Raw genomic sequence first — 14,420 nt, 5'->3', positions numbered from 1 at the left:
TGCTATGTCTAACGACGAGATTATTCAGCTCAGGCGATCGCTTCTATCTTGGTACCGACAGCATGGCCGAGATCTGCCCTGGCGCCGAACTCGAGATCCCTACGCTATTTGGATTTCGGAAGTCATGCTTCAGCAGACGCAAGTCAAAACCGTTATTCCTTACTACAAGCGTTGGCTAGAGGCTTTTCCGACGGTTCAAGCGCTAGCCGCTGCCGACCAGCAGGCGGTTTTGAAGCTGTGGGAAGGGCTAGGCTACTATGCAAGGGCCAGGAATTTGCATCAGGCGGCCCAGCAGATTGTGACTAAATTTGGTGGCGTGTTTCCGCGCAAGATTGAGAACGCGATCACGCTTAAAGGCATCGGACGCACGACTGCAGGCGGTATCCTTAGTGCTGCTTTCAACTCTCCTGTTCCTATCCTTGATGGCAACGTCAAACGGGTGTTGTCTCGCCTGATTGCCTATCCTGCCGTTCCCAACAAAGCGTTAGCTCCCCTGTGGGAACTTTCTGAGCAGCTATTAGATCCTAACTATCCTAGAGACTTCAACCAAGCAATCATGGATCTAGGTGCGACCCTTTGCACCCGTCATAATCCTGCCTGTTTGCTCTGTCCCTGGCAAAGCAAGTGCGCAGCGTACAATCTAAATGCAGTCATCCGCTTTCCTATGACAGAATCTCGCAAGCCTCTTCCCCACAAAAATATTGGCGTCGCCGCCATCACCGACGATCAAGGCAAGATCCTAATCGATCGCCGTAAGCAAGAAGGCCTTCTTGGCGGCCTATGGGAGTTTCCAGGGGGCAAAATTGAACCCGGCGAGAGCGAGGAAGACTGCGTTAAACGTGAGATCAAAGAAGAATTAGATATTGAAATCAAAGTAGGCTCAAAGCTGATCACTATTGAACATACCTATACTCACTTTAAGGTGACCTTGAACGTCTTTAACTGCACTTATCTTGGCGGCGACCCCAAACCCCTTGAATGTGACGAGATCAGATGGGTGACGTTAGATGAGATCGACGACTACCCCTTTCCTAAGGCGAACAGTCAAATCATCGAGGCCTTGCGAATACAGGCAAACAAATAGTTGTCTTAGTCCTGTGTGTTCAATATCGAACCAATAGGACGCGCTTGAAGGCTTAATCTACGGAAGCGCTATAAACCGAGTCTATTGCTTAGAGAACCAAGTCTATTGCTCAGGAGAGATGCGTCGATAGCGCGCTTGAACCATAAGGTGAATGCCGTAGGCCAGCATGCCAAAAGCGATAATACCCATTAAGATAGCGCCGAAAGGCTGTTGCTGAATAGCCTGCAGTGCGCCAGCTGTTGTCCTGGCTTCGCTAGCATCAGAAGAACGAGCCGCTTGAGCAAAGAAATAGCTCACAACGATAGACACAATGCCCTTACAGATAAGTCCAAATCGTCCAATCCGAACGACCCAAGTCTGTGCTGTTGAGCTCATCTCAGCTAACTTTAGCTTCTTACGAAACTTGATCTTGACACCGCGATAGATGCAGTAAAACCCATAAGCGGCGGCCGCGGCTGCGACTAATCCGACCAACCATCGACCAAAAGGTTGAGAGAGTAGTGTCGCTGTTTGCTGGCTAGAGCCGCTACTGCTACCACTGCTACCACCGGCAGATGAGCCACTACTAAACACGATACGGAATGCGACAAAGGCTAGGCTTCCATAGACAATGCCGCTAGCAGCGTAAGACAAACGACGAATGATGTTCTTCGCACCGCTCTCATCATGCTCGGGGTCGAAGATAGCCGCCACAAGCCGCCAGATAACGTATCCGACTAAACCGACACCCACTATGAACAGCATGACTTTACCGAAGGGCTGACTGGCAATCGTCTCAAACGCACCTGTTGAACCCGTAACCTTACCGCCCCAGTTAAAAGCAGCTTGAATAGCGAGTATGCCTACTAAGGCATAGATAACGCCCTTGGCAGCATAGCCAAAGCGGGCTAGGAACTCGATCCACTTAGCAGTATCGCTGCTACTAGATGACCCGAAAGATTGATCGCTCATAATGCCTTATCAACAGGTACTCCCTTGAATTTAAGCTCGAATAGTTTGTGCCAAACAGCTAGTTCTAGCTTAGCTGCACATACCTATGCTATTTCCTAGCGTACCCATAACTGTTCATTCAACAGAGTGAAATCGCGCTCACAGCTGCAAATCTGCTAAGAAGTCAGGAAGATCTAATACGTGGCAAAAGATTAACGTAGCCGCGATCGCGGTGTATAGCGTCGCCCCACCAAAACCAAGCAAGATATCTCGCTTCATATTTTGCTTGGCTTCAGGTAGAAATACATCCGCCGCCCCAAACTGCATCATGACCATTCCCAGGATGTTAGAGAGCCAATAGCCAACTATCGTTCCAGGTATAAACCACTGGGAATTGATCCATCTCATACCGTAGCCAACTATCAAAGCAATCAGTAAGTTGAAGAATAGGTCATTCCACCATGACAGAGGAGATAGCATGTAGCCAATGCTAATGAGTGCACCGCCGCGCAGATTTTTGAATAAGCTCACAGCTTCCAACCCTCTCTTAGGCCACTTGATTATAAGACTCTGCTAGCGGGCTAGGAATTCAACAAAATATTGCCAGGTACTTGGCTTAGGCCTTCAGACACCGCACTGCTTCCAGCATTCCTTTTGCTTTGTTGAGTGTCTCTTGGTACTCGTTTTCAGGTATTGAGTCTGCTACGAGCCCAGCGCCTGCCTGTACGCTGATTGTTTGACTGCCATCCTCAGCTGATTGAACCACCATTGTGCGGATAGTGATAGCGCTGTTGAGCTGACCTTCAAAGTCGTAGTAGCCGTAGACCCCAGAGTAAGGGCCTCGGTAGTCCGGCTCTAGATCTTTGATGATTTGCATCGCGCGGATCTTGGGTGCGCCGCTGACGGTGCCTGCTGGGAAGCTAGCCTTTAGCAGATCCCAAGCTGTCTGGTCAGGAGCAAGATCGCCAACAACGTTGCTGACAATATGCATGACATGAGAGTAGTTTTCGATCACCATCAGCTCATCTACTTTGACGGTGCCGCTACTGCAGACGCGGCCTAGGTCATTGCGTCCGAGATCGACTAGCATGACATGCTCGGCAATTTCTTTTGGATCAGCCAGGAGATCCGCTGCGTAGTCAGCATCTTCAGCTGCGTTCTTTCCTCTGGGGCGGGTGCCAGCAATTGGGCGCAAAGTCGCTTGCATCGGACTGTTGGGTCCAGTGACGGTGGCCTTTACCATGACTTCGGGGCTAGAGCCGATCAGCTTCCAGCCGTTGAAGTTGAAGTAGCACATGTAAGGAGAGGGGTTAACCAAGCGCAAGGAGCGATAGAGATCGAAGGGGTTGCCGTCATAGCTCGCCTGCAACCGCTGGGAAATGACAACTTGAAAGATATCTCCGGCGCGAATATGGGCTTTGGCTTTCTCAACGCTGGCACAGAATTCTTCTGGGGTACGGTTGCTAGTGTATTCCAGTGGAGGCGCTGTACTAGCTTCAGGCGAGGTCCATGTGAGCAGAGTGTCTTTTTCGCTTAGCGGTGATCGCAACTTAGTCACCAGCTTGCTAACGCGATCGCAAGCGGCTTCATACGCCGCTTTTAGATCCGTATTAGGATCTCTAAGATCCGCATAGGCGATCGCCCATACCTTCCGCTTCACCTGATCAAAGATCAGCAGATTGTCCACTTGCATCCACAGCCCATCTGGCAAACTATTCTCCGTACGCTCATGAATATTGACTGTTGGCTCAATCCACTTAATTAGCTCATAGCCCCAAAATCCAAATAGACCCCCAATTCCAGGTGGTAGCTGAGGTAGACGAACTGGTTTCAAAGGTTCGATGCACGCTTGCAAAATATCAAACGGATTTCCTTCTAGCACCTGTTGACTAGCATCGCGAAAGGTTTGTGTGGTCTGATTTCCTTTCGACTCTAGTATCCATAGCGGATCGCAGCCTAAGAAGCTGTAGCGACCTAGTGTTTCTCCACCTTCAACCGACTCAAGCAAAAAGCTGTATGGCTGCCCAGCGCAAACTTTGTACCAAGCGGAAACAGGTGTGTCTAAATCAGCTACCCATTCCTGGTATACCGGTACAAAGTTTCCTTGTGAAGCTAAGCCCGAAAAGGCTTCAAAGTCTGGAAAGATCATGACAGGAGGTGCTATGGGACAACCGCTAGCAGGGTGATCAAGGTAAGCGCGTATCCTTATTTTGATATAAGCTGACGCGCCACAAACAGATTTTGCACCAGCTACTAAAAAAGCGAAAGGACAGCTAAAAAGATAGCGGCCCTTTCGCCAGATAGATAGCTTAGTTACCTATTGAGCTGCCTAAGCGCTGCTCTGATGAATCAACCAGCCAACTTGATAGATAACCGTAGGTCAAACAACTATGAAATGGACGAATATGAAATGGACGGAAACAGACGCCTATGGACGAGGCAATCCAGTCGTTTTAACATCGGTACTTTTCATGTCGGTTTCAAAAGTATTCTGACCGCTGAACTTGATAGTTGCAGGGTTTGGATTTTCTCCAATGCGACGATCTTTCTTACCGCTATATCCGCGACCTTCATTGACTTTTTCGGGGAACACACCATCCGCTGGATGAATGAAGGTAGTTTCGCCGTTCGGAAAAATACGATAGATTTTGTAGTCAGTAATTTTAGGCTTGAACTTCGTTCTAAGCTGAGCGCCTAGTGCTAAGCACTGTTCTTTGCGAGCTAGCTCCAATAGGTTCTCGCCTTCGTTCATGGTGGCTGCCCCACCGGTTGGCATTTCAAAGACCTGTTCTTTGCTAGAAGTCCAGGTAATTGCATACCGCTCCTCAACAAAAGCAGCTGTTAGGAGACCGCCGGTGCTGCCGCCAAATTTGGGCATTGAGCCAGTTAGTGCCATGGATAATCTCTCTCAACGATGCCCCAAATCGTAACATCGCGTCGTAAAGACTTTAACAGCCTTGAAAAGAAGCGTAACAGTTCTTCAACTGTACTCACCTAGCAATTTGCGTTTGACTTATACCCTGCTTAAGTAAAGCGCTGACTGCCATTCGTAGGCTATTCACTAGCGTCTTTTCAAGGATGATTTGGAGGTTATTTTAGAGCTACCTTTAGCAGCTCCTTCTTTGGCGCGACGGGTTGTCGAATAGCGACTGGTCTGACCGACAGCAGGCAGAGTGAAGTGAATCTGAGTGCCCTGATTTTTACCAGCAGATGTTGCCCAAATCTCACCTTTTAGTCCTTCTATGATCTGCTGACAGATAGCTAGTCCTAGGCCTGTTCCACCAACAGAGCGGCGCAAAGCTCCTTCTTCTTGATAGAACCGTTCAAATACCGTTTCTAACCGCTCAGCTTCGATACCTCGACCGGTATCCGCTACGATGACTTCAACGGTGTGTTTGTTTCGAACCCTGGCGCTGACGGTGACTTTCCCATTATCGGTGATCCCATTGGCTGCTTGATTAGTGCCTTCTGTAAACTTACAGGCGTTATGGAGAAGTTTAGAGAGAACTTCTACAATCCATTCGCCATCTGCACGCACAAAGGGCAGATCGTCGGGTATGTCTGTTTCAATTTGGATAGCAGGCGCTGAATTAGACGAGTTCTGCCAGCGCAAACTGCTAAGGGCTAGGGCTACACATTCACACAAAGAAAGTGATTCTAGGTTCCATTCTACGCGTTGGCTTTCTAAGCGTGAAAGCGTTAAGAAGTCTTGAACCAGCTTACGCATACGTTCGGCATCGGTCAGAGCAGTGTCTAGCATCACCTGTCGCAGATCAGCAGACATATCAGGTTCTGTTATCAAACTTTCTAGACAGACGCGAATAGTAGAGAGCGGAGTGCGTAGCTCGTGGCCAGTGATCGCAATGAGGTTGCTACGGGTGCGCTCTAGGTCTGCAAGCTGCTGGTTGAAGTCTTCTAGATGGGCATAGGCCTCGGCCTGGATTAGGGCAACGCTGAGCTGATTGGCGATCGCTTCGGCCAGACCAATCTCATCGTCGCTCCACCGGTGCTTGCGTTTGTCATCTAGATGTAGCTCAACCATGCCGAGCAGCCGATTCTTATGAATGAGCGGTACTAACAGGCAGCTAAAGATTTGCCAGCGCCGTAACCTGGTTTGAGCCGTATTGAGATCAATATCTATACTTACTTCACTCGATTCACTTCTGGGATCGCTGATATCGTTGATCGCTAGGGTCTGGTGATGCGCTTTCACCCACTGGTAGAGCGGGTTATGCTTTAGCGGCCAGGTAGCACCTTCTAGGGAGTTGATATGCGGCTGGCGATATTCGTGCTGAATGGTGGCGTCTGGATCGTCAGCGGCGCAGCGGTAGATAATACAGCGGCTAACGTCTAGAACCCGGCCCAGTTCTGCGGTAGCGATCGCAAAAATTTCAGAAGGATTGAGCGATTTTCGAATAGCGGCGGTGATGGAATTAACTAAGCGAGCCCTTTGTTCTTGAAGTGCGATCGCCCGGTAGGCCTTGAGCTGCTTGTACTGGCCTGCTTGTAGGTAAGTAATCAGCCGCTGAGCAAAGGGGTCTTTCTCAACCTCGTCTAGATCTAGCGCGTCGGTCAAGACCTTGGGAATAAAGCGATCGCGTGCCTGATCAATCTTGGCCGCTAGACCTGGCCGATACTCCTGAATGCGATCTAGCAGCAATTTCGCCGCTCGCAAACTGACCTGCCTATTCAAAGTCCAGATGCCCTCAAACCGCCGAGCCTGATCGAGATGAGAGACCGCTTGATCTGGGCCTGTCTCCGTTTCTAGCTGTCTAGGATTAACCAGCATTGGTTGTCGCTCACGGCAGATCAGCGCAGCGCTGTAGTGCTCACCAATTACAACTAGATGCCACTCTTGAGTAAGTGCATCTTCCTCATCAAAATCTATCCTTTCATAGTCACTGCTTTGCTCTTTAGCTGTCTCACTAAACTGAGTATCGCTAGCTGAAAGCACATAGACTTGGTCACTGACCTCGCCGATACGCACGTAGCGCTGTGCTTCTTGGCGATAGAACCTTTCCTGCTGGAAACTAGCAATAATCAACGGCCGCTGTTCTGAACCCGCTAGGACCTGATCTTCCATAGCATGAGAGAGCGCCGTCAGCGACGTTTTGAAGTACATTTGAGTGCGCAAATTGGGCAGCAGCTCAAACATTTCTTCCACAATGGAAGCTGGATTACCCATGTGTTCGTTCGCTGTAACAGTGAAAGCGGAAGACAAGTTCGCTCTAGAGTCAGAATACCAGGTGCTCACGGCTGAAGCGCCGATAAGTTTATTAAAAGCAAAGAGCCGTGCTTAAGGAGTTGACCACTCACACTTTGCTGGTTCTAGAGTAGTTTTCGGTGAGAGGTCGTTGAATACCCCTATCACCAAGGCTGCTAATTTTCGCTTTGTGCCAATGACAAACCTGGAATAGCGAATTCCAATGGGTAAGAGCAAGCTGGTATCTCTTCAGTAGAGCAGGTTAGTTATTAACTTTATGTAATTTCACTGGAAACTAGCAAAACATTTGTGATTTTTACTGAAAGTTCTGTAGTGACGCGGGTCTTTAGCAACGCCTCGTTCTGCTCCAAGCCCCTATCGGTTGGGCATACTTCTTTTACAAGGGGTGAGCTTCGCCAATTCTCAGCCTGTACTCGCTATCTCGCATAACCATGAAAGCTACCTATGACTCAGTCGCAAAACCTACCACTGGCGCTGCGGCCAGCGCACCACCAGATAGTAATGCCTACGTATCAGACAGTAGCACCTATGTAATAGACGATCCTTCTGATACAGAGCTTACACTGACGAAGGAAGACGACGAGTCTAGCGATGTTTATATCGAAGGATTGGATTCAGATACTCATGCAAATCCTAGAGCGACCCGCTCAACAGATCTAGTCCGGCTATATCTGCAAGAAATTGGTAGAGTTAGCTTGCTAGAGCGCGATGAAGAAGTTGCCGAAGCTCAGCGAGTACAGCAGCATATGGAGCTGTTAGCACTACGAGATCGGGCCGCTGAGAAGACAGGTGGTCTGCTTGCCACCTACGTCCATCTTCTAAATACAAGAGCTCGACTGACGGCGCAGTTAGGTCATCGGCCTTCACTAGAGCGTTGGGCAAAGGCATCTGGCGTTGATATGCCAGATCTAAAGCCGACCCTTGCACAAGGAAAACGTCTCTGGGCAGAGATAGCTGGAATGAGTGTAGAAGAGATTGTCGAGATCCAAAATGAAGGGACGCGGGCAAAAGAACACATGATCAAGGCCAACCTGCGTTTGGTTGTCTCTGTCGCCAAGAAGTATCAGAACCGGGGTCTAGAACTACTCGATCTAATTCAGGAGGGTACCTTAGGGTTAGAACGCGCGGTTGAAAAGTTCGACCCGACTAAGGGCTATCGATTTAGTACCTATGCTTATTGGTGGATCCGCCAGGGCATTACCCGCGCGATCGCTACCCAAAGCCGCACTATTCGTCTACCAGTTCACATCACCGAAAAACTCAACAAAATCAAAAAAGCCCAGCGTAAGATCTCTCAGACCCAAGGCCGCACTGCTAAAGCTGAAGACATTGCCAAAGAGCTTGATATGACTGTGGCTCAGATCCGCGAAGTTCTCTTAAAAGTGCCTCGTTCGGTTTCGCTAGATACCAAAGTCGGTAAAGACCGAGATACGGAGCTAGGCGATCTGCTAGAGACAGAAGATATCTCCCCTGAAGATCGGCTAATGCGAGAGTCTCTAAAACGCGAGCTTCATCAGCTACTTACTGATCTAACGACCCGAGAGCAAGAGGTGATCACCTTGCGCTTTGGCCTCGATGATGGTGTGCCCTACTCCCTAGCAGAGATTGGTCGCACGCTAGAGCTTTCGCGCGAGCGTGTTCGGCAGATTGAATCAAAGGCACTGCAAAAGCTACGCCAGCCTAAGCGCCGCAACCGCGTTCGCGACTATCTAGAAGTGCTCAACTAGGGTTCATCGCGTAGGGTTCATCGCGTTCTTCATCGCTTTGGTGACTGGGTTATTAGTTGCCTAGCGTTTCGCGAACCCGCTGCTGAATCTCTCGATGACGAGCAATCCCTTCGTAAGCAAAACGATTGTAGCCATTCTCATCAATCAGTGCGTCTAAGTAAGACAGTCGTGTTGTCGTTGCTGGGTGAGTAGAAAGATATTCAGGGGGGCTTTGTCCACCTTGTTCATTGAGCGTTCGAAAGAAGTTGTGGAGGCCATCGGCTGCGTAGCCTGCCCCGGCAACCGCGCGGGTACCTAAGATATCTGACTGGCGCTCATTTTGGCGACTGCCACTTAGAGCCACTAACCCCAACAGATTACCGCCAGCTGGGATGACGTTGTTGGCAGCGGCTAGGAGGCTTGCTTGAGACATGCGCTGATAGCCGTGTGAAAGGACGGCATGAGCGACCTCGTGGCCAATGAGACCAGCTAGCTCAGATTCAGAATTCGCGGCTAGAATTGCTCCTGTATGAACAAACACCTTGCCCCCTGGTAGGGCAAAGGCATTAATCGAAGGATCTTCAATCACCCAAAACTCGTATTCGAATTCGTCTCGGCCCATGAGTTCTGCGACATCTTCGCCAATGCGGGTAACGTAGTCCACGACGACGGGATCTTCAAACAATTTGTCGCTGGATTTGGCGTCGGACACGTATTGAGCCGCAAAGCGGCTTCCCATCTTTGATTCGCCTTCTACGACCATTTGAACAGCTTGTAGTGTCTGCGGATTGAGCGCGTTCTCGAGGACACTGCCACCGCCTAGAAGAATGTTGCCTACGATGCCAAGTCCCGTCTGAGCTAGATATTGCGATCGCACAGAAGACTTGAACCGCTCTAGATCCTTCTGGGCACTTTTCTGAAAGCCGTTTACCTCCGGGTGGTCAGGGTTCACCATTGCAAACAGCCGAGCCGCAATCGAAGCTTCTAATGGCTGGTCGACACTACGTAACGCGCTAATTCGAGCATTTGCAATATCTGCGTCGTGTGGGAACAGTGTGGAGGCTTGCTCTAGAACAGCCAATGCTTCATCTGATGCTTCAGTATCTTGAAGGGCTTCGGCTAGCAGGCTATAAGCGGGAACAAACTCAGGGGATCGTTCCAACAGATTTTTGAGAAAAACCAGCGCCCGTTCTTGACGATTTCTGCTAAGGCTCGTTTGAGCCTGCTGCCAGTTACTTTGTTCGTTAGGCTCAAGCTGAGTAATGTCGGTGATCGGCTCTGGGAAATAGGTGGTAACGGTACTCGATCCTGCTGACTTGCACTGGCGATAGAGCTGTTCGGCGGCAGTAGTATCGCCTTCTAGGTAGAGCTGGTCAGCTTGGCTGATCGTACTAACACAGGCAGCACTATATTCTTCGGCGCGGCTGTTCGGAGCAAAAAGAGTGAGGAGAGTGATTGCGGACAGTCCAGAAGAGAGTAAGCGACGCTTTAACATATTCAATTCTTTTGTATACAAATCAATTTAATCTACAGACAATTTAAGTTAGAACTGCGCTGTTGGTATAAAGCTGTTACACCTTGATACCGGTGAGCTGAGGATAGCGATGAGCCAAAGGCTCGCTAGCGAGGGCTAAAGCTGGCTATCACAGAGGATGGTGTAGTTCCACAGCGTGCCAGAGTCAGTATTTCCAATCACTTTGACGCCGACATAATTGGTGTTGTCTGGTAAAGAGGCAATCTGAGTAATGTCGTAACCCGATGCTGGTCCAACAGAAAAGATCATTTCGCCGTTGTAGTACAGCTCTATTCGATCGGGAATCTCATAAAACTCGTACTGCAAAGTGACTAAAGGGTTGCGGCCTTGGGGGAGACGAAACAGATCGGTCCTGATTTCGTTAGCGCCTGCGTAAGTCTGTGGTTCGTTGCAAAGTACGGGTGGCTGACAGGCAACAGATTGAAAGGTAATATTACGAGAATTAGGTACGGTCGAATTCTCAAGCGCTTTGGCGCTAAAAGTTAGTATCCAGTTGAACACTTTTCCGTAGTCTGACTGGGCTTGTTTGAGCGTTTTTGCCCCACTGCTAACAGCAACCGACACATGGTAAAACTGAGTGCGAATGGTTTGCTGACAGCTATCGGTGTTAGCCTGTGCTAGCTGTAAGGACTTGCTCGCCTGATTCGCTATGGATTGGTTGTGAGTGAGGGGGGTAGAAGATTGGCTGCTGAGCGTCTCTATCACTTGACCGCTGGGCGATCGCACAACGACTTGTCCTGATTCAAACGTGGCTGAAGCACCGTCCGCCAGATAGGCGATCGCGGGCTGGTTGTTGTCATAGCGAATGCTAAACTGGCTCAAGCTTGTTTCAATCTGCTCATCACCTAGCGACTGACTCTCATCAACTACCTTACTAGGTTCTCGCACAGATACATTGCTAAAGTGAGTTTCATATAGTTGGAATGTGCCAGTGTCTGGCAAACTCACCTCATACAGCTGCCGAGTGCCTGTAGAAGGCGAGATACTTAGAATTTCATTACGTCCCGTACTGTAAGGCGTCTGTTGGGACACCACAAAATCATCTGCTAATGCACCTTGTAGATTGGTAGGTGCCTCGCGAATGATCGGAATGGCTGCAATAGGGACGACAGTAGGTGATCCTGCTGGGCTAGTGCTAGGGGTGATCGCAACTAAGCTACTTAGACCTACTAAAGCAATAGAATGGGAGAAAGAGATCATTAGCTTTAGTCGTTATCACAGAGTCATAATTAGCGGAATAACTTCATCTCTTATGATTGCGAACAAGACTGATGCTCCAAGACTCACTTGCTCTAAGACTTGCTGGGTCACAAACAGTATGACAATGGAGCGCTAGAGCAGGCTATCGATAGTCACAGCCAACATAGCGGCGATCGCGGTAATCCCAATGCCATCGATTGGATTTTGACCCAGGCTGACTGCAAAACTAGTGATCACACCTGCTCCAAGTGCCGCAATCAATAGCGAACTTACCCAGTCTTTACCTGATTGTTGCATCGGTAGTTCTCCCGATAGAGGATGTCTTGCGTCGATCATCCTCAACCTATCATTGGGCGTAACCTCACCTAGTTCTTCAGGAAGGTTCTGTAACTAACCGTTGAATTGAGACAGCTTTCTTAACACGGCTCTCAGAAACCGGAGCTATCTATAGCGATCACTAGAAGTAATCGCCGGATGCATTCGGCAATTGCTGATTGCTTAGCTCTAACTTAGCTCTACCTACATCAATGGTTCTACCTACATCAACGGTTCTACCTATCGCGAGTGTGTAGAGCTAAGCGGCGATCGCTCATAGGTCAAGATATTACTACTCACTGACATTGCCGTCTTTCACCCAACCTTCTTCTCCATTGCTAAGCAGGATATTTAGCCAGCCATTCTCTTCAGCTAGGACCGTTACACTCTCTTCATAGTCGACACCGCCAATATTGGCATAGTCCGTTCCCGGCCCTGAGCGTAGAATGAGGCCGACTGGCTGAGTGACTACCACGCTATAGGTTCCATCTGAGGTTTCGACTGTAGGAGCTTCGGGAGTTTCGGGAGCTTCGGGCTCGGCGGGCGGCTCTTCAGGTGCGGTTTCTATAGCCGGGCTTACTGATGGTTGATTAGACTCGGGCACGGTAGCTTCAGCAGGCGGCTCTTCAGGCAGATCGTTGGTGTAGGTGGGTCTTTCTGGTGGCTCGGCATTGCGAGCCATGAAATATCTCAGCATCGAAGCGCCTGCTAGCGTCATGATTAGCATGGCTAGAATCAAGCCCAAGATAAATTTGCTTAGACCTAGTAGAAAGTTTCTTATCACCATTGTCACCAAGCCTTAGCGTCTTGCTAAGGCAAAAGATTTCTACGGTTATAGCGTGAAGGCGTAGATTGGTAAAGAAATTAATTTTCACCCTTTCGCTGCTGCTCAATCCGCTCTGATAGAGGGGATTGCCTAGAGGCTAGTCTAGCGCGTCCGTCGGCGGCCCATTGCTGAAGCGCTTCTATCTGGTGTTTAGCGGTGCGAGCGAGCGGAATGATCTGGCTAACGGCTTCAAGCACATCGTCACTAGTGAAATCTCGGTTCTGGCTAAAGCCGATGTGCATAGCTTCGACAATGGACTGCTCTATTTCTGCGCCAGAAAAGTCAGGGGTCTCATAGGCTAAGCGATTGATGTCGTAGCTATTAAGGTTGTGTGGACGCAAGCGACCCAGATGGACTGAAAAGATGGCTTCGCGTTCTTCTTGGCAGGGAAGGCCGACAAAGAAAATCTCGTCGAAGCGGCCTCGGCGCAACATTTCGGGGGGAAGCGATTGAATGTTGTTAGCGGTGGCGACAACGAAAACAGGTGAGGCTTTTTCGGCGAGCCAAGTGATGAAAGTTCCGAAGACGCGGCTGGTTGTGCCTGAATCGCCCCGGCCATCGAACCCAGCAAACGCCTTGTCGATTTCGTCGATCCATAAGATGCAGGGCGCAAGCGCCTCGGCTAGCTGAATCATTTGACGGGTGCGTGATTCTGATTCGCCGACTAGTCCGCCAAAGAGCCTGCCTACATCTAGTCGCAAGAGCGGCAGGTGCCAGTGATGGGCGATCGCCTTGGCAGTCAGAGACTTGCCTGTTCCTTGGATACCGACTAGCATCAAACCACGAGGATGGGGTAGTCCATACTGTCGGGCGCGCTCAGAAAAAGCGCCGCCGCGCTTTAGCAGCCAGTCTTTGAGGTTATCTAAACCACCAATATCAGAGATCTTTTCGCTAGCCGGATGGAACTCTAGAATCTGAGTTTGGCGAATGGTTTGTTGCTTTTCTTCTAGAATTAGATCGATATCATCTGGTTCAAAGCTACCGTGAGCCGCGATGCCTCTTGCTAAGACCCGGCGGATACGCTCCATTGCCAGACCTTGACATGAGCGCACCAGCTCATCGATATCACGAGAGGAAAGATTGCTGCCAGTGGCCGCAAGCAGGCGTTCGACTTCGGTGCGAATCTCATCAGCATTGGGCAAAGGAAATTCTAGGACAGTAATGATGCTGCTAAGTTCGCTAGGAATGGTGAGTTCAGCAGAAAGAATAATAATGTTCTTGGGCTGCGATTTCAAAAGCTTCAGCAGGTTGCGAAGCTTACGAGAGATAGTGATGTCTTCTAAGAAGCGGTGGAAATCTCGTAGGACAAAAAGCGCAGCGGCTGAGCTAGGAATTTTTTCGATCAGCTCTAGTGCCTGTAGGGGATTACGCCTACCAAAGCCAGTGTCTGTAGGGTTGCCTTGATACCCGTCCACGTAGTCCCAGGTGTAGACGGTGCGGCTACCTCCAATCTCTTTTGCACAGTCGGCAATGGCGCTTTCGGCGCGTTCTTCTTCTCGGGTGGGAATATAGATTAGAGGATAGCGCGATCGCACCAACAAACTCAGCTCGTCTTTAAAACTCATGTCAGCTTCTTGCTAGCTCCGCTTCGTCAGCCTGTA

Annotated in this window: 12 protein-coding genes; 2 read left to right on the top strand and 10 right to left on the bottom strand. The window is 49.7% G+C overall.

Annotation, left to right across the window (positions count from 1 at the left end):
• The first annotated feature begins 4 nt into the window (after positions 1 to 4).
• Positions 5 to 1,084, top strand: coding sequence for an A/G-specific adenine glycosylase (gene mutY / locus S7335_RS01790; protein WP_006454877.1), 1,080 nt, complete (start codon positions 5 to 7; stop codon positions 1,082 to 1,084).
• 102 nt (positions 1,085 to 1,186) lie between these two features.
• On the opposite strand, the gene S7335_RS01785 is transcribed toward mutY, so the two are convergent.
• The 5 genes from S7335_RS01785 to S7335_RS01765 all read right to left on the bottom strand — a co-directional run bounded on the left by S7335_RS01785 (position 1,187) and on the right by S7335_RS01765 (position 7,199).
• Positions 1,187 to 2,035, bottom strand: coding sequence for a DUF1206 domain-containing protein (locus S7335_RS01785; RefSeq protein ID WP_006454572.1), 849 nt, complete (start codon positions 2,033 to 2,035; stop codon positions 1,187 to 1,189).
• Between the two features lie 138 nt (positions 2,036 to 2,173).
• Positions 2,174 to 2,545, bottom strand: a complete 372-nt coding sequence (locus S7335_RS01780) for a hypothetical protein (RefSeq protein WP_038016770.1) — start codon at positions 2,543 to 2,545, stop codon at positions 2,174 to 2,176.
• An 85-nt stretch (positions 2,546 to 2,630) separates the two neighbouring features.
• Positions 2,631 to 4,163, bottom strand: a complete 1,533-nt coding sequence (locus S7335_RS01775; protein ID WP_006454795.1) for an anthranilate synthase component I family protein — start codon at positions 4,161 to 4,163, stop codon at positions 2,631 to 2,633.
• Between the two features lie 279 nt (positions 4,164 to 4,442).
• Entirely contained in the window at positions 4,443 to 4,910 is a 468-nt protein-coding gene (locus S7335_RS01770; protein WP_006454337.1) for a photosystem I reaction center subunit II PsaD, read from the bottom strand.
• Between the two features lie 165 nt (positions 4,911 to 5,075).
• Positions 5,076 to 7,199: a DICT sensory domain-containing protein gene (locus tag S7335_RS01765; protein WP_006457717.1), complete on the bottom strand. Its 2,124-nt coding sequence runs from the start codon at positions 7,197 to 7,199 to the stop codon at positions 5,076 to 5,078.
• Between the two features lie 572 nt (positions 7,200 to 7,771).
• On the opposite strand from S7335_RS01765, the gene sigC reads away from it, so the two are divergent.
• Complete coding sequence (sigC, locus tag S7335_RS01760; RefSeq protein ID WP_038016765.1) at positions 7,772 to 8,965, top strand: RNA polymerase sigma factor SigC; 1,194 nt, start codon at positions 7,772 to 7,774, stop codon at positions 8,963 to 8,965.
• A gap of 52 nt (positions 8,966 to 9,017) precedes the next feature.
• On the opposite strand, the gene S7335_RS01755 is transcribed toward sigC, so the two are convergent.
• From S7335_RS01755 to S7335_RS01735, 5 genes are all read right to left on the bottom strand, one after another.
• A complete protein-coding gene (locus S7335_RS01755; protein ID WP_006455469.1) occupies positions 9,018 to 10,439 on the bottom strand; it encodes a M48 family metalloprotease in 1,422 nt (473 codons plus the stop codon).
• Positions 10,440 to 10,574: 135 nt separating this feature from the next.
• A complete protein-coding gene (locus tag S7335_RS01750; RefSeq protein ID WP_006457091.1) occupies positions 10,575 to 11,678 on the bottom strand; it encodes a hypothetical protein in 1,104 nt (367 codons plus the stop codon).
• A gap of 132 nt (positions 11,679 to 11,810) precedes the next feature.
• Positions 11,811 to 12,014: a hypothetical protein gene (locus S7335_RS01745; protein WP_038015419.1), complete on the bottom strand. Its 204-nt coding sequence runs from the start codon at positions 12,012 to 12,014 to the stop codon at positions 11,811 to 11,813.
• Between the two features lie 271 nt (positions 12,015 to 12,285).
• Complete coding sequence (locus S7335_RS01740) at positions 12,286 to 12,780, bottom strand: SH3 domain-containing protein (protein WP_006456926.1); 495 nt, start codon at positions 12,778 to 12,780, stop codon at positions 12,286 to 12,288.
• A gap of 77 nt (positions 12,781 to 12,857) precedes the next feature.
• A complete protein-coding gene (locus tag S7335_RS01735; protein WP_006456276.1) occupies positions 12,858 to 14,384 on the bottom strand; it encodes an AAA family ATPase in 1,527 nt (508 codons plus the stop codon).
• Positions 14,385 to 14,420 lie beyond the last annotated feature (36 nt).

The organism is Synechococcus sp. PCC 7335 (assembly GCF_000155595.1).
Taxonomy (GTDB): domain Bacteria; phylum Cyanobacteriota; class Cyanobacteriia; order Phormidesmidales; family Phormidesmidaceae; genus Phormidesmis.
This window is presented reverse-complemented; position numbering and strand designations above follow the sequence as displayed.